The sequence below is a fragment of the Acinetobacter colistiniresistens genome, assembly GCF_024582815.1.
GTDB lineage: Bacteria > Pseudomonadota > Gammaproteobacteria > Pseudomonadales > Moraxellaceae > Acinetobacter.
Window position 1 is genome coordinate 3,540,171 of sequence record NZ_CP102099.1, and the last position, 22,230, is coordinate 3,562,400.

The 22,230-nt window shown below is 39.6% G+C and carries 18 protein-coding genes; 5 read left to right on the plus strand and 13 right to left on the minus strand.

Features of this window, described 5'->3' with window-relative positions; translation table 11 throughout:
* Position 1 precedes the first annotated feature (1 nt).
* The 9 genes from NQU59_RS17005 to NQU59_RS17045 form a co-directional block, all read right to left on the minus strand.
* Complete coding sequence (locus NQU59_RS17005; RefSeq protein ID WP_257064179.1) at positions 2–1,207, minus strand: SAM-dependent methyltransferase; 1,206 nt, start codon at positions 1,205–1,207, stop codon at positions 2–4.
* Complete coding sequence (locus NQU59_RS17010) at positions 1,182–1,997, minus strand: DUF1365 domain-containing protein (RefSeq protein WP_005239072.1); 816 nt, start codon at positions 1,995–1,997, stop codon at positions 1,182–1,184. Before NQU59_RS17010 ends, NQU59_RS17005 begins: the two co-directional genes overlap by 26 nt.
* Positions 1,998–2,008: 11 nt before the next feature.
* Positions 2,009–3,286 (minus strand): NAD(P)/FAD-dependent oxidoreductase, encoded by a 1,278-nt coding sequence (locus NQU59_RS17015; RefSeq protein WP_257064180.1) that lies wholly within the window; start codon positions 3,284–3,286, stop codon positions 2,009–2,011.
* A complete protein-coding gene (locus NQU59_RS17020) occupies positions 3,283–4,272 on the minus strand; it encodes an acyl-CoA desaturase (protein ID WP_257064181.1) in 990 nt (329 codons plus the stop codon). The genes NQU59_RS17015 and NQU59_RS17020 overlap by 4 nt, the downstream gene beginning before the upstream one ends.
* Before the next feature lie 456 nt (positions 4,273–4,728).
* Positions 4,729–5,289: a lipocalin family protein gene (locus NQU59_RS17025; RefSeq protein ID WP_005239078.1), complete on the minus strand. Its 561-nt coding sequence runs from the start codon at positions 5,287–5,289 to the stop codon at positions 4,729–4,731.
* Between the two features lie 548 nt (positions 5,290–5,837).
* A complete protein-coding gene (msuE, locus tag NQU59_RS17030) occupies positions 5,838–6,560 on the minus strand; it encodes an FMN reductase (protein ID WP_257064182.1) in 723 nt (240 codons plus the stop codon).
* Between the two features lie 93 nt (positions 6,561–6,653).
* Positions 6,654–7,847: an LLM class flavin-dependent oxidoreductase gene (locus NQU59_RS17035; protein WP_257064184.1), complete on the minus strand. Its 1,194-nt coding sequence runs from the start codon at positions 7,845–7,847 to the stop codon at positions 6,654–6,656.
* A gap of 18 nt (positions 7,848–7,865) precedes the next feature.
* On the minus strand, positions 7,866–10,199 hold the full coding sequence (locus NQU59_RS17040) for a TonB-dependent receptor (RefSeq protein WP_373462946.1): 2,334 nt from the start codon (positions 10,197–10,199) through the stop codon (positions 7,866–7,868).
* A gap of 239 nt (positions 10,200–10,438) precedes the next feature.
* Positions 10,439–13,051 (minus strand): TonB-dependent receptor, encoded by a 2,613-nt coding sequence (locus NQU59_RS17045; RefSeq protein ID WP_257064185.1) that lies wholly within the window; start codon positions 13,049–13,051, stop codon positions 10,439–10,441.
* A 275-nt stretch (positions 13,052–13,326) separates the two neighbouring features.
* Here NQU59_RS17045 and NQU59_RS17050 point away from each other — a divergent pair, with 275 nt between their 5' ends.
* A complete protein-coding gene (locus NQU59_RS17050; protein WP_257064186.1) occupies positions 13,327–14,910 on the plus strand; it encodes an ABC transporter substrate-binding protein in 1,584 nt (527 codons plus the stop codon).
* A gap of 106 nt (positions 14,911–15,016) precedes the next feature.
* Here NQU59_RS17050 and NQU59_RS17055 read toward each other — a convergent pair whose 3' ends face one another.
* From NQU59_RS17055 to NQU59_RS17070, 4 genes are all read right to left on the minus strand, one after another.
* Positions 15,017–15,421, minus strand: a complete 405-nt coding sequence (locus tag NQU59_RS17055) for an ExbD/TolR family protein (RefSeq protein ID WP_005205333.1) — start codon at positions 15,419–15,421, stop codon at positions 15,017–15,019.
* Positions 15,421–16,158, minus strand: coding sequence for a MotA/TolQ/ExbB proton channel family protein (locus NQU59_RS17060; protein WP_257064187.1), 738 nt, complete (start codon positions 16,156–16,158; stop codon positions 15,421–15,423). Before NQU59_RS17060 ends, NQU59_RS17055 begins: the two co-directional genes overlap by 1 nt.
* A gap of 31 nt (positions 16,159–16,189) precedes the next feature.
* Positions 16,190–17,017, minus strand: coding sequence for an energy transducer TonB (locus NQU59_RS17065; protein WP_005239090.1), 828 nt, complete (start codon positions 17,015–17,017; stop codon positions 16,190–16,192).
* A 189-nt stretch (positions 17,018–17,206) separates the two neighbouring features.
* Positions 17,207–18,340 carry an LLM class flavin-dependent oxidoreductase gene (locus NQU59_RS17070; protein WP_257064189.1) on the minus strand — a complete coding sequence of 378 codons (1,134 nt, stop codon included), beginning with the start codon at positions 18,338–18,340 and terminating at the stop codon, positions 17,207–17,209.
* A gap of 313 nt (positions 18,341–18,653) precedes the next feature.
* On the opposite strand from NQU59_RS17070, the gene NQU59_RS17075 reads away from it, so the two are divergent.
* From NQU59_RS17075 to NQU59_RS17090, 4 genes are read left to right on the plus strand one after another with little or no spacing between them, the layout of a single operon-like run.
* On the plus strand, positions 18,654–19,727 hold the full coding sequence (locus NQU59_RS17075) for an ABC transporter substrate-binding protein (protein WP_257064190.1): 1,074 nt from the start codon (positions 18,654–18,656) through the stop codon (positions 19,725–19,727).
* 3 nt (positions 19,728–19,730) lie between these two features.
* Positions 19,731–20,570, plus strand: a complete 840-nt coding sequence (locus NQU59_RS17080; RefSeq protein WP_257064191.1) for an ABC transporter permease — start codon at positions 19,731–19,733, stop codon at positions 20,568–20,570.
* Positions 20,570–21,358, plus strand: a complete 789-nt coding sequence (locus tag NQU59_RS17085; RefSeq protein WP_257064192.1) for an ABC transporter permease — start codon at positions 20,570–20,572, stop codon at positions 21,356–21,358. Before NQU59_RS17080 ends, NQU59_RS17085 begins: the two co-directional genes overlap by 1 nt.
* Before the next feature lie 36 nt (positions 21,359–21,394).
* Positions 21,395–22,150, plus strand: a complete 756-nt coding sequence (locus tag NQU59_RS17090) for an ABC transporter ATP-binding protein (RefSeq protein WP_257064193.1) — start codon at positions 21,395–21,397, stop codon at positions 22,148–22,150.
* Positions 22,151–22,230: the final 80 nt, after the last annotated feature.

Below are 22,230 nucleotides of genomic sequence, written 5' to 3' on the forward strand. Positions count from 1 at the left end.
TTTATGGTGAATAAGGGCTTGCTTCGAATAAAAGCTGTACATTACTAATCACACCTTCTTTAAAGCCACCTTCGCAGTAGCAAAGATAGAAATCCCACATTCGAATAAATTGTTCATCAAAACCCAATGCCAATACTTCTGCCTTGGCATTTAAAAAACGTTCACGCCATTGATGAAGCGTTTCGGCATAGCTAAGCCCAATATCTTCAAGATGTTTTAAACGCAGCTTCTGTTCAGATGCGGCTTGAGTCAGCACACTAATACATGGAATAAAGCTACCCGGAAAAATATAGCGCTTGATATAATCCACTGTACTTAATGCTTTTTTATAGCGTGCATCTTCAATCGTAATGGCCTGAATCAATCCCAAACCATTTGGCTTGAGTAAGGATCTACATTGATTAAAGTAAGTTGATAAATATTGTTCTCCCACAGCTTCGATCATTTCGATGGAAACCAGTTTGTCGAATTTCCCTTCCAATAAACGGTAATCTTTGAGTTCAACCTGTACACGATGGCTTAGGCCTGCCGCCGCAATACGTTTATTTGCTTCATCATATTGAGCTTGTGAAATCGTAATTGTGGTCACTTTACAGCCATAATGCTGGGCTGCATAAATCGCAAAACCACCCCAGCCGCTTCCGATTTCAACGACATGGTCCATGGGTTTCAACTGTAATTTTTCACAGATCAATTCTTTTTTATAATCAGATGCTTGCTCTAATGTCATGTGTGTTTGCTTATACACTGCACTAGAATACATCATGGAAGAGTCAAGAAAGAGTTTGAAAAAATCATTGCTAAGATCATAATGCTCTGCAATGTTTTTACGGCTGCCTGATAATGAATTTTTACGTGTTTTATACCACGCTTTTAAAATCAGTTGGCTTGCTTGGGAAAGTATATTTTGATTGATTTGATCGAGAACATGGCGATTTCTAGCCAAAATTTGGATCAATTCAACCAGATTGTTACTACTCCAATATCCGTGAATATAACCTTCTGCAGCCCCAAGCACACCATTTTTAAAAATCAGGTTCATCAGGGCTTTATCATGTACGTCTATCGTTACTTCTAAATCAGAAATTTCACCGACCGTACCATTCCATTCACCACGGAAATGGATTTGACCATGACGAAGTTTGAGCAAGCTCCGTAAAACCAATGGCAGTGAATCATTTTCACCGAAAATAAGCGTTTTTATCATCTTGTTTTAAATCCTTATCTTTTTTAGGGTGCCGATAAAATGGAACTTTCTTTCGCCATAAATAAAACGCTTGTACATATATCGAAGCGAGCATTTTGAAAGGTTCAAAAACATAATGAACAGCATAACGATCAAGCTGTGAAGGAACTGTGATATTTTCCAATTCAAAAAGCATCGTTGCATCAAAAATTAATTTTTGTGTTTGATAAAGCTGCATATGAATCACGTTTTGAATATCAGAAAAGTTAAAGCGCCATTTGTACTGAATATCCATCGGCATAAATGGAGAAACATGAAAACTTTTTTGAAATTCGAACTCTGCACCATGATAGCCAGAATGCGCTTCTAACCTCTCACGACAATCATGCACATAAACTTTACGTTCTTTCCAAGGGGTGTTGGTGATCTCTGTCAAGATAAAAACAAGCTGTTGCTGAGCATTAAAAATGAAATAAAACACCACAGAATTAAAACTGAAACCAAGCATTCTTGGTAAAGCCAAGACACGAATTGCTGATTGTATCGGTAAGACCACATCTACTTGTTGCAATAAGATTTTTTTTATTCTTTGCCTTAAATTCCCAGTATAGCCCTTCAAAAAATCATTTTCGTCTAGCTTTAAAATATTCCAGTGTGCTGTTGAACACAACCATGAATGACGGAGTTTCTTTGTGATCTGATCTGGATCAAAATATAAATAGCTTAAGGTTGCTTCAAATTGATGAGCCTTGGGGATAAATCGACGATGTCTAATTTTAGCTTTTGCGATAGCAAGTGGAGTTTGCAACATATTCAACGCCCCTATTCATCAGCCATAGTCATTAAATGTTCTACTACACGTTCGGCACTCCTTGCCCCATCTTCGTGAAATCCCCACCCCCAATACGCCCCACAAAATGAACTGCAATGTTTACCATTTAATTCATGCCAACGGGATTGGGCCTCAAGCGCATTTTTATTAAATACGGGATGTCGATAATGTCTTTCAATATAAATCTTATCTTTGGCTATCGGTGTATTGGGATTAAGTGTAGAAAAAACTTGTGTTTTACAGTTCAAGTTTTGCAAGCTGTTCATCCAGTAAGTAAAGCCAAAATGAACATTTTCAGCCAAGGTCTGTTGTTCAGTTTGAGGCTGAGGAGTCACATGAACATGCCAGCTCGCCCACTGTGATCGGGATTTCGGCATAATTGCTGTATCACTATGTACCACCATACGATTATCTTGATAATCAAAACAACCTAAGATTTCACGCTCTGTCTCGGAAGGCTCACTCAAAAGTTTTAATGTATCATCGGCATGACTTGCAAAAATGACCCAATCAAATTGCTCTTCTGCCTGTGCTGTTACAATAGAAATATGATCATGACTTCTGATCACTTGCTTTACTTGGTTTTTTTTCCAGACAATTGTTGGACAGTGGCGCTGAATTGCGTAGATGTAGGATATTGAACCACCTTTAACTGTTTGCCACTGCGGTCGATCTTTTAATTGCAACATACGATGGTGCTGAAAAAAACTGATCACAAACTTGTAGGGAATATTCCCCACTTGATCAACAGGACTTGACCAAAGCGCACCACACATTGGATAGAGGTGCTCGTCTCTAAATACTTGTGAATACCCATGAAGATTTAAATACTGGTCAATGGTTAATTCAGGATTACTTTCTTCGACAGAAATATCTTTATTTTCTTTATAAAAACGAAGTAAATCTGACAGCATCAATCTAAATTTCTTATTTAAAAAGTTTTGTGGTCTAACCAATAAGGACCATTTTTTTGAAGGATTATATTGAAGTCCTGTCACTTGGTTATTCACGGAAAAACTCATGTCACTGCTTTGCGCCTGCACCCCTAACTCGGCAATCATGGCACTAAAGAGAGGATAGTTATACGCATTGAAAACAATAAAACCGCTGTCTATGCTTAGGTTCTTTTGATCAATCCTAAACTCATGGGTATCTGTATGCCCACCAAAATAATTTTCTTTTTCAAAAATAGTAACATTATGCTTTTTTGAGAGTTTCCAAGCTGCATACATTCCAGAGATACCAGAGCCAACGATTGCAATGTTCATGAAGACTCCTTCGTTTGAATTTTGATTACGTTGATTTTAAGATTTTGTTTTTGGTTTTTATAAGCAGCATAAATACGTTGTGGCACAGGTTTTATTGCCCAAATCAAGCCCAACCAAGACATTGCTTTTAACACATAATAGGTGATATCGATTTGCCACCAGAAAAATCCTTGTCGAGTACTACCTGCATAATAATGATGATTGTTATGCCATCCCTCACCTAGCGTTATAATTGATAGAAGAAGATTGTTACGACTACTATCTGGAGTATCAAAATCTCTGCTGCCATATAAATGGGCAAGTGAGTTAATACATAAAGTCGCATGAATCAATAACACAGTTGAAATAACAAATCCCCAGACCAATAATTGCAGTCCAGAAGTGCCTAAATTCGGATGAGCAACAGCGAGCCACTCGCCCAATAGATAGATAGCAAAAGCGGTCATTAAAACAATGGGTAAGCTAAAGCGATCTAACCAAATGATTTCAGGAAACTTTAACCAGTCCTTGATGAGATTTTTGCGCGTCGAAAAATTCTGTGCATTTAAAAACCATCCAATATGGCTGTACCAAAAACCATGTATAGATGAATGAGGATCTTGCTCAGTGTCGGTAAAGCGATGATGATTTCTATGATGTGCTGCCCACCAAAGTGGACCGCGTTGTGCACTCATTGTTCCTAAAAGCAGGAATATAAATTGTATAGGACGTGAGGTTTGAAATGTTTTATGGGATAAATAACGATGAAAAAAAGCAGTAATTGCAAACATTCTGATCACATAAAATATGACCATAAAAATAATCGCAAACCATGAAACTCCTACCCAAAAAACAGCCAAACAAGCAAGGTGCAATAAGATAAATGGAATAATTCTCAACCATTGGATTTGAGTATCTTTGGTACTTTTAGGGCCATCAACTGGATTTGATCCAAGCCTATCTGTATTTGACCAACTATCTATCCATCCCAGAAAAAATTTAAGCATTGATTCTTCCCGACCTACCTATTTTTATAATTTTCATTTTAGAGAGCTGGATATGAAATTTATGTGAACCCCATAACACGAACTTAAATTTTAATTCAAAACTATTAAAAAACAAAAATTTATAGTTAATTTTAATTAATATTTAATATAGTTCAGTCGTCCCCTTAAAGATTTCACCTGAATAGTTTTATGGATAAAATTTTGCATCAATAGGCGTTTTGAGATAGACATACAATCTTAGAGAAGGATGATATATCTTTTAGTGATCCAACTAAAAATTTAAGTACTTGAATGAACCATGTTTTAAACACGATCGTATCAAAAACGCCTCAATCAATGCTAGATGTTAATTACCCGATTCTACACACACAATCTATAGATTTCGCACGTCTAATATGTAAATGTTATTGCAAATTTAGTTGAACTAAAAAATTAAACCTGCCCAACGATTTCCATTTATTTTTTCTGTGGCGTGCGAACCAGCTTAGACACATCATATCCATAATCCCGTGCAGTTTGCACATACGATTGATACGTTGCCGCATCCAGATTCGGATCTCTTGATAATATCCACAGGTACTTATGAGATGGGCCTCCGACCAATGCGACACGGTAATTAGAATCAACTCTTAGAACCCAGTAATCTCCTTTGGTGAACGGAATCCATCGTAATCCAGAAGGCAAGAAGCTAACTTTTAGCATACTATTCCCTGCATTTTGTGGATAAGCAACACCTTCAGAACGGATCGTTTCACCTGCTTTGGTACGGCAACTGTTAATGACCGCAATAGTTTGATCAGCGTTGATTGAATAGTTGGCTGTAGTATTACTCACACATTTTCGCTGAAAATACATTGGGAAATGTGCTATTTCATACCACTTACCGACATACTTATTTACTTCAATCTTATCTACTGCTCTAAGAGTCTGGGGTTCTGCATGCGATGCAAAAGAACCAAGAAAACCGAAAGAAGCGATCAAAGCAGGAAAAATCACTGTTGGCTTGCCAAGCTGCATAAATAACCTCTTTACGTTTATCATTTTTTTTAGCTTAATAGATACCGATGTGAATAAAATGTGAAAATTAAATTTTTATACATCACAGACCAAAATATAGATACTTTCTACTTTATTGAATTCATGAAAATTATATAGACAGGGGTGGTTTTGCTTTTTTGGATTCTATTTTCGCCCCACGAGCACAATCAAAATCACACTTCAAACCCATTCTTTTTCTCTGACCTAAAAGCTGACAATGTCTTAACTACACTCGGCAGCTGATCTAAAACTTTCTGATATCTCAATACAGCTTTGCTCTTTTCATTTATACATAGGGATTTCACAAGGGCTATGATTATGAACATGACATTCAGGTGAGATCAGTTCGACCAGGTCAAGAGTATCCTGTTTTGTTAAATTTGATTGTTACAGGCGTTGCAATTTACTCGATATTCACCCACACTATTTTATATATTTTTCAATGGCTTAAATTTTAACTCAATAACATAAGAGGATATATGTATCCTCTTGTCTTGTTTAAATTACACTATATAAAATTTAATACGCTATACGGCTACAGTCGTTTTATGGTGTAGTCTTGCTTCCGCAACTTCTAAATCAGGCACCTCAATAGAGGGTAATATAGAATCTTGTTCAACTTGTTTATTGATACTCAAGTCTCGATTGGCCTGTTCTGATTTAGCTTTGACCTTTTGCTCACGTAATCCTTTCGCTGGTGCCCATTGCAAAATTGGTAACGCTCGAGCAACGGCAAGCAAAATACGGTCATTCAAGGCTTCACTCTTGACTGTATATTCAGGCGTAAAGTCTCGGTCTGTTGCATAAACACCGATAGGCAAAGTCTGTGCCTGAAAAAAGCTGAACAAAGGACGAAGTTGGTGCTCAAGTACCAAAGCATGTCGGTCACTCCCACCTGATGCTGCCAGTAATACGGGGACATCCACTAAAGCGGTCTGCTCAACAAAATCAAATAAATGTTTAAACAACCCCGTAAAAGAAGCACGATATACTGGTGTGCCCACAATTAAGGCATCAGCGGCTTCAATAGCAGCCAAATCATCCTGTACTTGCTTGGGTAATTGACTCCGATAAATTGCACCACCCAATAAAGGACCAATCTCACTGAGTTTTACAAATCTCACATTTATTTCTATTGCTTGCGCTAATTCATCCAAGATCGTTTGAATCAAACTTTCAGTTTTTGAGGGGCTGTTAAGCCCACCTGAAACCGCGACAATGTTAAGTGGTTTATCATTTGAATATGACATGACTTGGCCTTTAGAAAAATTAATATTTTGACTTATATAGAACAAACCAAGACTTCTAGTTAAAGTCTTGGTTGAATAGGATTGAGAATGATTCTAGGCAATACGATACTTTGATTCTTCTGGTATACGCTGTAATGCCTGACGTTGGTTTTTAAAATGTGGCAGAACATGTTCACCTAAGCGATAAGCTTCTTCTAAATGCGGATAACCGGCAAGGAAGAACAAGTCGATTCCAATACTGTTATATTCCTTAATGCGTTCAACAATCTGTTGGTAGCTACCCACCAAAGCAACACCTGGAGGGATACCAATGTAGCCAAAGCCAGACCAAACATTGGGATGAATGAAGAAATCATTCACATTTTTGCTGCCATCTTTATCCGCATATTCTTTTTCAAAACTGAGTACCCGCGCTGATCTGAGTCCTGCATGGGCAGCTGAAGCATGCAAACGTTGCTTCTCTGCTGCTTCATCTAAATAGCGTTGCGCCTCAGATAAAGCTTCCTGTTCTGTACGGCGAGCAATTGTATCAATGGATAGACCAAACTTGATGTTGTCTCGACCATACTTCGCAGCACGTTGACGTACATCCGCAATCAATGCAGCAATCTCACTTGGTTTTTCAGCACGCATTAAATAATAATCTGCGTGCTTTGCGCCAAACTCACGTGCGGCTTCAGAAGAACCTGCAGTACAAATAATCGGTAACTCAGCCTTGTTGAGCGGATATTTCAGTCCTCCACCCTCAGCAGAATAATATTTGCCTTGATAATGGAATGATTCATTGTGCCAATATCCTTTCACCACATCTAAAAATTCTGCGGCACGAATATAACGGTCATCATGAGGCGTGGCATCGCCAACTTGACGCTGAATGAATTCAGAACCTCCATTAATGATATTCCACACCAGACGGTTACCTGTTGCACGTTGGTAGGTTGCTGCACTTTGTACGGCGTTATATGGACTAAAGTGATAAGGCTGGAATGCAGTCACAAAATTCAGTCGCTTGGTTTCTCTCGCCAATAGCGAACACACCGTCCAAGGCTCCTCTCCTGTTGGTGCATTGACCATCAAAGCACCTGCGAAACCATTGATTTCTGCTGCGCGCGCCACCTGTGCTAAATAGTCAATATAAGTAAAGTCATCCCCGACTTGATAGTTAGATGTCGCTCCCGTATTTTCCACGCCAGATACCCTTGCCCAATCCCCACGATTTCGAGGATCTCCAGCCAGAAATTCAGCTTCACCATGTAAAGGTAGGCGAGTAAAAAATTCAATTCCCATCATATTTATCCTTATCATTTAAAATCTTGCAGTTAGAGAAACACCAACCTGACGTGGGTTTCCGTAAGTTAAAACATATTGTCCTGCTGGACCATTTGGACGACCATGTACCTGATATTCTTCATTCAGTAAATTCTTCACATAGGTATTAACTTGGTATTTATTATTTGCGCTGTGATAACCAATATTGGCATTCCATAAGGTATAGGCTTTTTGGCTGAGGATTGGATCAACCGAATCGTCTTGGCGATTCACCAAGAAGTATTCACGGTCGCGATAGCTTGCGTCAGTACCCACAACGATACGAGCACCATCATTTAAGTTGAAAGTATATTCACCGCCAATACCGACGGTATATTTAGGTGAACGGACCAGACGATTACCGGTATTGTCAGCATTGACCACATTAGTTACCGGGTTCTTGTCAACAAAGTCAGTGTATTCACTATCTAAATAAGCACCGGCAAAACGTAAACGTAGATTTTCAGTGGCTAAATAATCCAGCTCTAACTCTGCACCTTTCACTTCTGCTTTTGGCCCATTGGCTAAAACTGAAGTAACACCGCCCCCTTGCCCCTCTGTTGCAACTAATAAATTGGTTTGAATATCTTTATAGTCATAATAGAAAATATTGGCATTTGCGACTAAATCCCCATCCAATAAGTTCGATTTCAAACCGAGCTCGTAACTGTTTAAATATTCAGGGTTAACATCTGCAAGTTGGGTTAAGCTACTGGATAAACCTGTATTAAAACCACCAGAACGAAAACCACGTGCAAATCTGAAATAGCTATTTAAATCAGGCGTGATTTCATATTCTGGGGTAATATCATAGGTCAATTCATTCCATGTTTTCTTTCGGCTGGTTGAACCATTGGCATTTGCAGTTGGGTTATAGACCGCATTGCTATACCCATCTTTTTTCCACCAACTACCTTGGGTATAGTCACCTGTGGTGATTTGAGTCAGATCCAGATCAATATCTTTTTCTTCACTGGTCCAACGTAATCCACCCGTCACCTTAAATTTATCTGTAAATTTATAGGTACTATTTCCAAATACAGCAAAACTTTGTGTGGCTTGGTTATAAGTAATGTCTCTAAATGCAGGAGTTGATGCCGTCTGTGCTGCAGCACCATTTGGCAGAGTTTTCTTGACCCGTGCACTCACACCCTTAGAATCTAAATCTTCGTTAAAATAATGTAATCCTGCAATCCAGCTTAAACGTTTGTCCGCATCGGATGAAACTCGAAACTCTTGGCTATATTGACGCCATTCATTATCGCTATAACTTCTCGCAACATCATAAGGTGTATAATCACCATCTGAAATCGACTTTTGTGTGGTCTTGTCAAAAGCAGTGATGGAGGTAAAGCTATGGCCTCCTCCCAAATCTCCATTTAAAGTGAATGAAGCACCGTCATGCTGAATTTTATTACTTTCATCTAAGTCTAAATTGGTATTACGTCCCTCTGGTCTTTCATAAACGCCCCAGTATTTCCCAACGCTGAGCGCACCATTATTTCCTAAACCATTGTAGGTTTGGCTATGTAAATTAACTAATGCATTCCATTGCTCATTCACTTTACCTAAAATCTGGAAACGGAAAGATTTCTTATCAACATCACCATAATCTTCGCCATTCGCTAAATTTTTTGCATAACCATCACGATCTTCAGAATAAAAAGCACCTCGAACCGCAATATTGTCTGAGACTTTGCCATTCGCTGCACCTTCAAAGGTACGTAGATTATGATCACCTACACCTATCGTTGCGTAGCCATTTGGTTTTTCTGAGAAAGTTGGTCTTTTGGAAATATAATTAACCGCACCTGCTGTGGTATTTTTACCGTAGAGCGTGCCCTGTGGCCCACGTAAAACCTCGATACGCTCTAGATCGAATAAGTCTCCTGCACCTGCAACGGGTGCATTCAAATACACACCATCAGCATAGATTCCAACAGGAAATACCGTCGATGCAGCAACATCCCCTGTACCTAAACCACGGATATACCAACGTGGTCGGCTATCACCATCTGGATTTTCCGCTGCTGCATTCGGTGTATACGTTAAAACATCACCAATAAAGGTTGAGCCCTTGGCAGCCAAATCTTTACCAGAAACAGCCGTAATCGCGGTTGGAACTTTTTGAATATTTTGTGCTCGATATTGTGCTGTTACAATTACGTCACTTAACTTTTTGACATCTTTTGCATTGACCACCTGTGCTTGTTGCTCAGCTGTAACACCTGTATCGATCTCTTCATTTGCCAAAGCCAGTGTTGAAACACTCGCTGTTACCCCCCACATCGCAGTTAAAATACTCTGCCTAATTTTTGTGACCTTAAACATGCTGACTCCATTTAAATAAATCTATTGTTATAGTCGCAACTTCCATGCCACTTAATTTATTTTATAAATTTCAATATCTTAAAAAACAAAAGTAAAACTTATGATTCAATTTTGCTGATAGATAAACATTTTCTCCTGTGCTGTTGTTGTTATTCCAACATTGTTTATTTTGGAAAAATGAAACAAAAAAATAGCCATACAACTGTATGGCTATTAAGAATTGAAAATATTTCATGTATTTAAAATTTATAACTAAATTGTCCCTGCACCGTGAGTGGACGCATTGGCTGTAAGAATTCACTGTTTGCACCAGCTAAACCATTCACAAAATTACGTTCATTGGTTAGATTCAAAATATTTAAGCCCACAGTCCATTGGGGTTGTCGATAATATAATCCCAAATCTAAATTATAGTTATTTGGAACTTTAACCGTCTGGCTTAAATTGGTATACCAGTTACTGGTCCACCAGCCTGAGAGATTTACACCAAAGCCTGATTGATGTTGATAATCCACATAAGCACTGGCAGAGTATTTCGGAATGCCCGCCGCATCATAACGACCTGCTTTACGCTGGTTTAACCCATTACTGTCCCCCCAGACAGTTGCATTGTCTGCATGGAAGCCAAAGGGAGAAAAACCTGCTGGAATAATTGAGCTATATTCAGCATTCAAATAGGTTAAGTTACCGCCTATCGCAATATTTTTTTGGAGCTGCCAGCGTAATGAAGATTCAATCCCTTTCACTTCAAAGCGTGCCATATTGCCATTAGTATCCGGTGATAAATCTCGCTTCTGCTCAAATCCGCTTAATGTGAGGAAGAGTTGATCGATGATCGGCTCATATTTAATTCCTAATTCTTTTAATTCACTTTGACTGTCAAAAGCCAAAGGATTCAGTTGATTGCCTGCCCCCCAAATTAGAAATGGGCCAAAAACACCGGTGTTGAGTGCAGTGCTCTTATCATAGGTAAAATACAGGGTACTTTTTGCTGTTGGCTTGATAAATGTACTGGCTTGATAACTGAGCAAACTATATGTATTGCGATCTGAACGGACATCTGTCGGCACTAACACCAACGGGTTTTCCAGTTTGGCTTTGATTGAACTATGATTAATCCCAAGATTAATGCCAAACACATCATTAAACGTAAAGTTCTGCTGAGTAAACACACTCCACGTATCCCAAGACCCCGTTCCTGTATAAACAGCACCACCACCATTGGGAGGGAACCCCCCTTTTTCAGCATATAAACCATGGCCGACTGGATACATTCTTGGCAAATTTAAATAACCAAAGTATTGAGAATATTGAGGAACACCGGCCTGTCCAATCCAGCCTCCTGTTGAACTGCCATTATTGACCAACCCCAGTAAATCACCTGGATTTTTTTGAGAAGGATCATTGGTCAGATCATAAGGATTAATATTAAAACTATTATTTGCCGCTAAAGAAGTAAACTCCTCACGGCGATAAGCGCCTCCTGTACTGCTTTTATTATTCACTTTCAGGCCAAACAACTCGAAATCATAATCTGCGAGGAATTCTAGGCGATTATCAAATAACTCATGTTCCAGATCAGTAAAGAAACTTCCAACCGAATCACCTAAATCCTTACTGTTTTGATAAAGCGTACTATTAGAAACAGACCAATGCGTATTCAAATCTTTAACTAATTTTAATTGGGTGCTGAATCGTGTGGCACTATTTTTATCTTCGCTTCGACCAGAAATATTATCGTCTAGTTTGACCAATCCATTTCCAGGTATAGATGGATCATAGACCCAACCTCGAATCGTTCCAGCCTGATCTGCTGTTGCATTCGGTAATGGTGTTGTTTGAACTGGACCTACAGCAATATATTGGTTCTTATCATTCTTTTGTCGATTCTGCCAACCAATTACTTTCGAATTCGCTGCTCCAGATTCAAATACAGGTGACCAGAAAGCTGAACCATTTTGAATAATTGGCGTCGCTCTGCCTTTGTAATACTGGCGGTTATCAACAGATTGTTGTGTTGCCCTATTCCAACCATGCGTCACGTTAAAATCATAATAATCGTCATAACTTATATTCCAGTCGACACGTAAACTATCATCTGGACGCCAAGCTAAGGCACCATAAAATGCATTAAAATTATTTTTCACATTGTCATAATAATCATCGTTTTTTTGGGCTGTTGCACTAACACGAAATGCAAGTTCTTTAGAGATCGGAGCGGTATGATCAATACTGACAGAAAAATTAGGTTCTGTACCTTTTCCGGCATAGATTGAACCAACTGAACCAGAAATCGTTGTTTCTGCTTTATTAAAATTAGGTTTTTTAGTGAGATAATTAATATATCCACCTGAACCCGAAGTAGGCGCAAAAATCACTCCCGTCGGCCCTGCCACAATATCTGCCGCTTCATATGCATTGAGATTGGTCGGATGACGGGTACTATAAATCCGTTGGCTATCTTGGAAGACCTCTGAATTTTGCCCACGTATCTGCGGTGCGAAATTGGCATTTTGTCCCCCGCCTCGGGTAATACTCGGCGCATATTTAACCAGATCATCTGCACTACGAATCACATCTTCACGAAATTGTTGTTCCGATACTTGGGACACCACACGAGGTGTGTCTAATACTGAGCTATCAGTTCCATAGATTGAAGTCACTTTACGTTTGGGAACAACAGTTTGTTTTTTATTTGCACCAGTCACCACGACATCTGCCAAAGTAATCACATCACTTTCAGTATCTGCCGATGTTTTTTGGGTTTCTTCGGCAAACACATGTATGGGTAAAGATGCCCCCGAAAAGGCTAAGGCAATCACTAAAGGTTTTAATTGAAAAGTTTGCTTCATATCATACTCAGTAAAGTAAATTTACAGTACGTTACGCAAGGCCTATGCCAATCATTAAAAAGCATCAAAACAACACCCAAGATATTGATTTAATAGTTTTTAATTTTTATATATTTAGATATCAGCTTTATAAATGTTTATTTTTTCAACAGATTTGTTGGAATAAAGACAGTAAACAAAAACCACAATCAAATAAAACACTGATAAATATAAATAAATTATTGGCATTTATTCTGCAAGTCCATAAAGATGACTATCCAATATGAGTATTTATAATGACAAACCGATCAATTCTATTGTCACGTCGAAAATTTTTAGCACAAAGTCTTAGCGCAGTAGGTGGCGTTTCTTTAATAGGGAGCTTGTCTGGCTGCGATCAATCACCACAAACGGGTACTGACGTACAAAGCCCATCTTCTCTCACTCCCAAACATGGTGGAACGATTCGATTGGGTCTAATTGGTGGACAACAATCTGGCAGTTTAGATCCACATCTGTCTACTTCAAGCGCAGGAATTACCCGAGGTTTTGCCATATATAACAAGCTATGGGAATGGGATGAAAAGATGCTGCCACGTCTTGCCTTGGCTGAATTTGCTGAACCCAATCATAATGCGAGTGAATGGACTATTCGTCTACGTAAAGGTCTAGAATTCCATCACGGTAAAACGATGACTGCTGATGATGTGATTTTCTCAGTAAAACGTTTAACTGATCCAAAGCTTGCTTCACCGTTTCGCAATCTGGTGCAATGGATTGATCGGGATCGTATTCAAAAATTAGATGAATATACCGTTCGTATTCCTTTTATCAATTCAATTACTGGTTTCGTTGCACTACCTGAAACTTGGGTGAATTTTGGTGGAATCGTCCCTACCGACTTTGACCCAGTCCATAACCCAATCGGTGCAGGCCCTTATAAAGTCAAACAGTTTATACCAGGTCAACGTTCTGTGTTTACCCGTTTTGAAAACTATTTTAAAGCGGATCAACCTTATGCAGACAGTTTTGAGGTGATTGATTTTAAAGATCAAGTCTCACGTTTAAATGCCTTATTAGCAGGACAAATTGATATCGCCAATGCCATTTCACCTGAATACATTAAAATTCTGGAGCAGGCGAAACACATCCAAACCATTCGTTCTGAAACCAATACCCATAATGGTTTTGACTTTAATACGCAACAAGCCCCTTTTAATGATCCTAAAGTCCGTCAGGCATTTCGTTTAATTGCCAATCGTGAGGAGCTTGTACAACGTGGGTTAAATGGTCAGGGACGTATTGCCAATGATCTCTACTCACCACAGGACCCTGCTTTTCTTAACCTACCCCAACGTCAACAAAATATCGAGGAAGCAAAAAAATTATTGGCACAAGCTGGTTTTAAAGATGGTTTAAGTGTTGAACTTATTGCACCTGCTGGCAGCGCTCAGCCTGCACTGATCTTTGCAGAACAAGCAAAACATGCCAATGTAAATATACGGGTCAAACAAGTCGATGCCGCAACATTTAATGGACCAGACCGCAATAAATGGCAATTGTCGAGTAACGCCACCAATGTCGGTACACCCTATTTATCTACTGCTGTTGTCAATGATGCACCGATTTCAACCACCCATAAAATCAATTTTAAAGATCCTGAATATAGTGAGTTGTTTTATAAGGCGCTTGCCGAACCAGATTTAGCAAAGCGAAAAGTGTATTTGACCCAAGCACAGAAAATTCAACATGAACGTGGTGGAATGCTGATCTGGGGATTTAGCCATACCATTGATGCAGCCACAAAAAATATTGGAGGCTTAGCCCCAGAACATACTATTTTTCCAACGTGGCGTTTTGAGAAATTATGGAAGGCTTAAGCACATCCGTTTATCTTTGCTTCCCCTCTTTATGAGGGGATTTTTATTCTGCTGGCAGAATAAATTAAAAAAGCTGCCGAAGCAGCTATTTGAGATGTGGCAGGGATTATTGAGGAACGGTGATTACCGATAATTTATCTACACCGACTCGTTCAATACTTGCCAATAATTTTACCACTGTCCCATAAGGAACAGTTTCATCCGCATTCAGGTTCAAAGCCAGCTTCGGGTTGCTATTCTTACGTGACTGAATTTCTTGTTCAAAACTTGCAAGTGACACTTTGTCCTTATCCAAAAATATTTCACCCTGTGGATTAACACTAATTACGACAGCTTTATTCTGATCAGTGGATTGAGTCGGTGCGGCCTTAGGTAAATTGACTTTCACCGTATTGGTCAGCAAAGGTGCTGTGACGATAAAGACAATCAGCAAAACCAACATCACATCCACCAACGGTGTAATGTTGATTTCACTCACCACATCATCATCTTGAGAAGTAGAAATTGCCATTATGCGAATACTCCTTTCTCTTTCACTTCTTTTGTTGAAGCATCATTCAGAATCGTACTCTCTGCTGTATTCTTGGTTTTAGCAGTCGGCAATTGAAAACCAGCCTTTTGATTTAAACTGACAAAATCTGTTGCAAAATCATCTAAGTCTGCACCAATCGCTTTAACTTTACGTACAAAGTAGTTATAGGCAAGCACTGCAGGTACAGCAACAGCGATACCAATTCCTGTTGCAATCAATGCTTCACCAATCGGTCCAGCAACGACATCCATACTTGCATTACCAGAATGGGCAATCGCCTGTAATGCATGAATGATTCCGAATACGGTACCAAACAAACCAATAAAGGGTGCATTATTACCAATAGACGCCAATAGCGCTGAACCTTTCTCCAATTGACGACGTTCAGTTAGAATTTGTTTGCGTAAGTGACGTTCCAATAGGTCCTGACGGCTCCAACTGTTTTGCAAGTCATGGTGTGTTTTTTCATCTGCTTCTATCAGTGTTTTAAACCCCGCATTTGCAACACGTGCTGCTGGTCCTTGACCCGATTCAGATTGAGTTACGGCGTCAGATAAATTTTTTGCTTTCCAAAACGCCTCTACGAAACGTTTATCTTGTTTTGATGCTCTTTGGGTCTGAACGATTTTGATGACAACCAGTGCCCAAGTCACAATAGAGAAAACAACCAATAACCAGATAGTGCCGTCATGGATCAATGAATTAATGTCAGTCATGTAAATATCCTCTTAATCTATAAAATTAAATTTATTTCGGTAATTGATAATGAATTGGAACATCGACCCAACCTTCTACAGGGGTTTTACCTTTTAAAGCGGGTGAAAATTTCCATTGCTTTACTGTTCTTACAGCAGCGCTATCTAAAAGTTTTTTGCCACTACTTTGCTTGACACTGACCGTATCAGGGCTCCCATTTGCGAGTACTTTGACCCTTAAAATCACGGAACCCTCCCAACCACGTTCGAGTGCCTGTTCTGGATATTCGGGTGCAGGATTACTCAGATAGCCTGCATATCCTTTCGCTTCTGTCACAGGTAAGTTGTCATCGACCGACTTCACAGGTTCAACCACTTTCTGAACAGGTGCAGGAGCCACCTCTTTGGTCACAACAGCCTCTTCCACTTGTTGTGGCGTAGGTTGAGTGACTGCTTTTGCGACTGGTTTAGGTTGCTCTACCGCTTTCTGTACAGGTTTGGGTTGTTCAACCTGTTTAACGATTGGTTTTGGCTTTTCCACAACCGGTGGAATTTTAGGTTTCTCTGTGACAGGAGGAATTTTGGGTTCAATTACTTTGGGGGGTTGTTCAGGTTTTACAATTTCAATCACCACCGGTTCTGGCTTATGAATGTCCAAAGTAGGTGTAGGCAAGTGTTTTGCGATATACCAAATTCCTAAATGCGCAGAAGTAACTGCAATAATCGCAATCAACACCTTATTCAAGCGAGGTAGTGATGGTTGGCTCAGCGCCAAGGTATGCCGTGTAAACGGATCTGCTATGTTGTTTGAACTAGCTTCAGGTGCATATTGTTCAAATAGCAACGCCCGTTTATGCGAGTTAAATATTAGTTCACTCATAGGGTTTTAAACGAAAAATAAAATATTGAATAAAAATTGCACAAGTCATGCCAAAATAACAAGTATTTGATTTTTATATTCTTAATCAGTATTTTTCAATTAATCGATATTCAATATGTTGGTTTTCAGACAGTGTTATGCTGTTCAAACAACAAGATCCCTTTGATATCTCAAAGGGATCTAAATTTATTATTTTAATTTATATCCAACCAGTGGTAAGACCTCTTCTGCTACCCGATAGGCTTCTTCCAAATGAGGGTTACTGGCTAAAATGAAATGACCAACACCAATATCAATATATTCTTGCAAACGCTCTGCAACCTGTTCATAGCTACCCACTAAAATACAGTTTGGTCCGCCACGTACATTGGACATCCCCGCCCAAACGTTCGGACTTACAAATAAGTCTTCGAAACGATTGCCCTGCGCCAAAGCCTGCTGACGTTTTGCACCAACCGACTCAGTATCTTTTCGTTCAAAGGCATGACCATCAACAGCAATGGTTTCATACATCTGTTTAAGCTCCTGAAAAGCTTGCTCTTGTGTAGGCCGTGCCAGTATATCAATACGCATACCAAATTTAACTTTCCGATCAGGCGAGTTTTGTTCAAAAAACGCTTGCGCCTGTTCAATGACTTTTTTCTGCTGCTGAACAGGTTCACCCCAAGTTAAGTGAATATCAGCATGACGTCCTGCGACGTGTAAGGCGGCATCACTCGCACCAGCCAACCATAAACGAGGGACATCATATTGATTCATTGGGTATCTCAACCCACCCTGCTCAACATGAAAAAACTTGCCATCATAGTCAAATGGAGCATGATGTGAATAACCTTTTACAAACTCCAAAAACTCGTTGGTCCGTGCATAGCGCTGGTCATGTTCAATAAAATCACCGTAAGCACGTTGCTGCGCACCGCCTCCACCTGAAATGACATTCCACTCGACTCGCCCCTGACTTAAACGCTGTAAACTGGCAGCCATTTGACTGGCATAGGCTGGATGAATAAACCACGGCTGAATCGCAATCAACAGTCGAAGTCGTTTGGTTTCCCTTGCTAATGCTGAAGCCAATACCCAAGGCTCTTCCGTATGAGGAAAAGCGGGAATCAATGCGCCATGAAAGCCAACAATATCAGCCGCTTTTGCCACTTGTTGTACATAATCATAGTAGGCAAACAACTGATCTTCATGTTGTGGTGCTACGCGTTGTGGAGATTGAATTGCTGGATTTAACTGATTCCATTCACCACGGGTATGTAACTGATGTGCTCGACGACCATCCCCATGAACAGGAATTCTCCATAAAAACTCAACTGACATAATAGTTCTCAATAATTAAACATTTCACGACATCGTGTTCGTTAGCTATGTCATGAGCAGAAATCATGCCGTTTTTTATTCGATAAATTTTTGACATATATTATTGTTTTATTTAAACTTTATAAAAACATACCAAAACGTAGTGTTGAAATTTCAACACTTCTCCACATTTAAATGTCTGTTTCACAGCATACATGGCTGATTCAACAACAATAATCCGAATAAAAAATAATAAACAATTGATTTTTATATATTAATTATTTTGGCTTGGTTCTTGCTCTATTCCTCTATATTTTTTAATTCCTATGACGATATGCGTATTCTTCCTAGCTTATTTTTAAGTTTGAGTCTTTTAGGACTCGTCGCTTGCGATGCAAAACAAAACCAACAAGCATCTGAGAATAAACCCACTCAGCAACAGTTGCGTATTGCTGTCGTAGCAAATGGAACATCAGGTAGTCTGGACTTTATTGGCGTACCACAACTCATCTCTCAAGACCCTATTTTTCTCAAGGCCTTAAAGCAACAACATATTGAATTGAAATGGGAGCCAGTGACCACTGCAGCTGTAGCGACTTTAGTGAATGAAAGTTTCCTGAACAATAAAATTGATTTTGCTTTTTATGGCAACCTACCGGCTGTGGTACTGAATGCAACTGGGGTAAGAACACAAATTGTAGTGCCTGGGGGGATTGGTAATAATGTCTATCTGATTGTGCCACCTGATTCACAGGTAAAAAGTATTGAGGACTTAAAAGGTAAAAAAATTGCTTTACATCGTGGCCGTCCTTGGGAAATCAATTTTGGTCAACTGATACAAAGCAAAGGTTTAAACCTCAAAGACTTTCAAATTATTAACCTAAACCCTCAGGCAGGTGCAGCAGCTTTATCTGCCAAAAGTGTGGATGCATTTTTTACTTTAAGTGATGCGCTGACTTTACAAGACCGCCATCTCGGTAAAATTATCTGGTCATCTCAATCTTTGCCTGCTGACTGGAAAATGCGTGCAGAATTATGGGGACGTAAAAACTATCTTCAACAACACCCAGAGACCACTCAGTTACTTGCTGACGCAACAGTGAGAGCAATGAACTGGATATCCCAACACCAAGATGAATTTCAGCAAAGTCAAACCAAGTTTGGTCAACCTTTAACTGTGATTCAACGTGAAAGCCAGAATAGTGCAAGTACATGGCAACAGGATTGGTCTCCTGAATACAACGTTGATTTCCTTAAACAACACTATGCCAAAGTCATTGATCATGCTGTGAAAAACCAGTTGATTCAAACGCCTATCAAAGCAGATGAACTGTTAAATCCAAAATTTGCCGATCAAGCAATTCAAAATTTACATACAAACGATCAGCAGAATAAACAGGGAGACTAAGCGATGAAAACGCTTGTAAATCCTTCTCTTGAAAAGAATATCGTTGTGAATAGATCGCCATTATGGAGGAGGATTTCTGCTGAGCAGTGGTATGGGCTGCTCTCGCTGATTTCCCCCTTATTGGCTGTACTTACTTGGCAATTTATTTGCTCGCTGCAAATTTTCCCAACTCAAATTTTGGTGCCACCCACAACGGTCTGGAATACATTTATTGGTTTATTGCAGAGTGGTGAGTTACAGCTGCACTTAAAGGATAGTCTCTCCCGATTGTTTTTTGGATTTTGTATTGCAGCACTCAGTGCCATTGCTTTTGGAATTGCCTATGGTTCAATCAGCACATTCCGTAATTATGCTTATATCTTATTCAACCTCCTTTATCAGATTCCGATCTTTGTCCTTATTCCTATTTTTATTCTCGTTTTTGGGATTGGCGAACTGTTTAAAATTTTACTCATTATCAAAGCCTGTTTTTTCCCAATTGCTTTGGCAACAGCAGATGCAGTGAAAAATATTCCTAAACACTATATTGAACTCAGTCAAATCTACAAACTTAAAACACGAGCGTGGCTGAGGTACATCGTCATTCCCTCAACATTACCACCCTTGATCAGTGGACTGCGAATCGCATTAGGCCGAGCATGGTTGATTTTAGTAGCCGTTGAATTACTTGCAGCAGGTACTGGTATTGGTCAGATGATGGAACTAGGACGGCAAATGCTTCGTCTGGATGTGGTGATGGTCGGGGTATTTATCACAGGCATGATTGGTTTTAGCCTCGATAAACTTTTACGTTTGGTCGAACAACGCTTTATATCACCTGCGCTCAGTTCAAGGGGGAAATAATGTCGCCACTATCACTGACTTTGAAAGGTGCATTACAACAGCCTGTGGTCCTATTACAAGGTCTCGTACTTCCTGTGCTATTACTGGTTTTATGGCAGTACAACTCAGAACTAGGCTCTAGTCATGCCTATGCCTTTGTCCCTTTACAGAATATTTATTCTGCTTCTCTTCAACTACTAGAAACAGGGGAATTGTGGGTGAATACATGGGGTAGTCTGAAGAAAGCGGGATTAGGCTTTTTATTTGGTTCAACAGCTGGACTAATTTTAGGCGTCTTACTCGCCTATTCAAAAGTTTTTAATGCGCTGGTTTCTCCACTGTTTAACAGTATCCGACAAGTTCCACTCCTCGGTTTAACGCCATTAATTGCTTTATGGTTTGGCAATGGTGAAGAAGCCAAGATCTTTATTATTGCACTGGCTTCTTTTTTCCCCTTGGTCATTAATACCTTTCAAGGACTTAGCCACTATGATGAAAAATACAGTGAAGTCGCACGAATGTATCAGTTTTCATTTTGGCGTGAATTTAAAAGAATCCGCTTGCCACAAGCCTTGCCACATATTTTAACGGGGTTAAATTTAGCGGTCCCTTTTACCTGGATCACCACCACCGCAAGTGAGTTGCTATTCAATGCAGGCGCTGGCTTGGGCAATCTCATGATGAAAGCTGAAATTAATGCCGAAATGGACATCCTACTGGTGTGCGCAATGACCGTCACGATCAGTGGTATTGTGATGACCACATCTATCCACTTCATTTCAAAACGTGTGCTGCAATGGCGAGCTTAGTAGCCTCTAATTTAAAAATACAATCAGGATTTCAACATGTCTTTTCCTTTACTCTCGATTAAAAAACTCAATAAATCATTTCAACGTGATCAGAACACCTTAACGGTTTTAGACGGTATTCATCTCGACATTGAGCAAGGCGAATTTATCTCCATTGTCGGCAGCAGTGGTTGTGGAAAATCGACGTTACTTCGTCTGATTGCAGGACTAGACCCAGACTATCAAGGTGAAATTTTACTCAATAAAATTCCGATCCAAGGAACAGATTTAAAACGAGGCTTAATTTTTCAGGAACATCGCTTACTGCCTTGGCTCACCGTTTCCGAAAACATCCATTTGGCGCTGGAAGAAACGGGGTTAAGCCGTTCAGAAAAAAATGCACGTGTGAAAGAGCATATCGAAATTGTTGGACTTACTGGATTCGAGAATGCCTACCCTCACGAATTGTCTGGCGGTATGGCGCAGCGGGTTGCCATTGCACGTGGCTTGGTCAATAAACCTGATATTTTACTTTTAGATGAACCATTTGGTGCATTGGATGCCATGACGCGGAGTCATTTACAGGCTGAACTGCAACGTATCTGGCAACATGAAAAAATCACCATGATTCTTGTGACGCACGATATTGAAGAAGCAGTCTATCTTGGAGATCGTGTGATTGTGATGTCAGCTCGACCAGGGAAAATCAAGGAAATTATACCTATTCCTTTAGCCCATCCAAGACATAAAGACAGTGAAAGCTTATTCAATTTTCGTAATCAAGCACTTCATCTGCTGGATCATAGCGCATAATTAAATCGAATATTGATCGATATTAATATGATTTAGAAACCATACGATGTGTGATATTAATAGTCTTTAACTTATATTAT

What these genes read in the sequence shown, in the direction of transcription:
- NQU59_RS17035 (WP_257064184.1), bottom strand. Translation starts at nt 7,847, where the DNA reads ATGGGAATTGAATTTTTTACTCGCCTACCTTTACATGGTGAAGCTGAA.
- NQU59_RS17005 (WP_257064179.1), bottom strand. Translation starts at nt 1,207, where the DNA reads ATGATAAAAACGCTTATTTTCGGTGAAAATGATTCACTGCCATTGGTT.
- NQU59_RS17015 (WP_257064180.1), bottom strand. Translation starts at nt 3,286, where the DNA reads ATGAACATTGCAATCGTTGGCTCTGGTATCTCTGGAATGTATGCAGCT.
- msuE (WP_257064182.1), bottom strand. Translation starts at nt 6,560, where the DNA reads ATGTCATATTCAAATGATAAACCACTTAACATTGTCGCGGTTTCAGGT.
- NQU59_RS17045 (WP_257064185.1), bottom strand. Translation starts at nt 13,051, where the DNA reads ATGAAGCAAACTTTTCAATTAAAACCTTTAGTGATTGCCTTAGCCTTT.
- NQU59_RS17060 (WP_257064187.1), bottom strand. Translation starts at nt 16,158, where the DNA reads ATGACTGACATTAATTCATTGATCCATGACGGCACTATCTGGTTATTG.
- NQU59_RS17010 (WP_005239072.1), bottom strand. Translation starts at nt 1,997, where the DNA reads ATGTTGCAAACTCCACTTGCTATCGCAAAAGCTAAAATTAGACATCGT.
- NQU59_RS17090 (WP_257064193.1), top strand. Translation starts at nt 21,395, where the DNA reads ATGTCTTTTCCTTTACTCTCGATTAAAAAACTCAATAAATCATTTCAA.
- NQU59_RS17055 (WP_005205333.1), bottom strand. Translation starts at nt 15,421, where the DNA reads ATGGCAATTTCTACTTCTCAAGATGATGATGTGGTGAGTGAAATCAAC.
- NQU59_RS17065 (WP_005239090.1), bottom strand. Translation starts at nt 17,017, where the DNA reads ATGAGTGAACTAATATTTAACTCGCATAAACGGGCGTTGCTATTTGAA.
- NQU59_RS17025 (WP_005239078.1), bottom strand. Translation starts at nt 5,289, where the DNA reads ATGCAGCTTGGCAAGCCAACAGTGATTTTTCCTGCTTTGATCGCTTCT.
- NQU59_RS17075 (WP_257064190.1), top strand. Translation starts at nt 18,654, where the DNA reads ATGCGTATTCTTCCTAGCTTATTTTTAAGTTTGAGTCTTTTAGGACTC.
- NQU59_RS17020 (WP_257064181.1), bottom strand. Translation starts at nt 4,272, where the DNA reads ATGCTTAAATTTTTTCTGGGATGGATAGATAGTTGGTCAAATACAGAT.
- NQU59_RS17080 (WP_257064191.1), top strand. Translation starts at nt 19,731, where the DNA reads ATGAAAACGCTTGTAAATCCTTCTCTTGAAAAGAATATCGTTGTGAAT.
- NQU59_RS17070 (WP_257064189.1), bottom strand. Translation starts at nt 18,340, where the DNA reads ATGTCAGTTGAGTTTTTATGGAGAATTCCTGTTCATGGGGATGGTCGT.
- NQU59_RS17040 (WP_373462946.1), bottom strand. Translation starts at nt 10,199, where the DNA reads ATGTTTAAGGTCACAAAAATTAGGCAGAGTATTTTAACTGCGATGTGG.
- NQU59_RS17050 (WP_257064186.1), top strand. Translation starts at nt 13,327, where the DNA reads ATGACAAACCGATCAATTCTATTGTCACGTCGAAAATTTTTAGCACAA.
- NQU59_RS17085 (WP_257064192.1), top strand. Translation starts at nt 20,570, where the DNA reads ATGTCGCCACTATCACTGACTTTGAAAGGTGCATTACAACAGCCTGTG.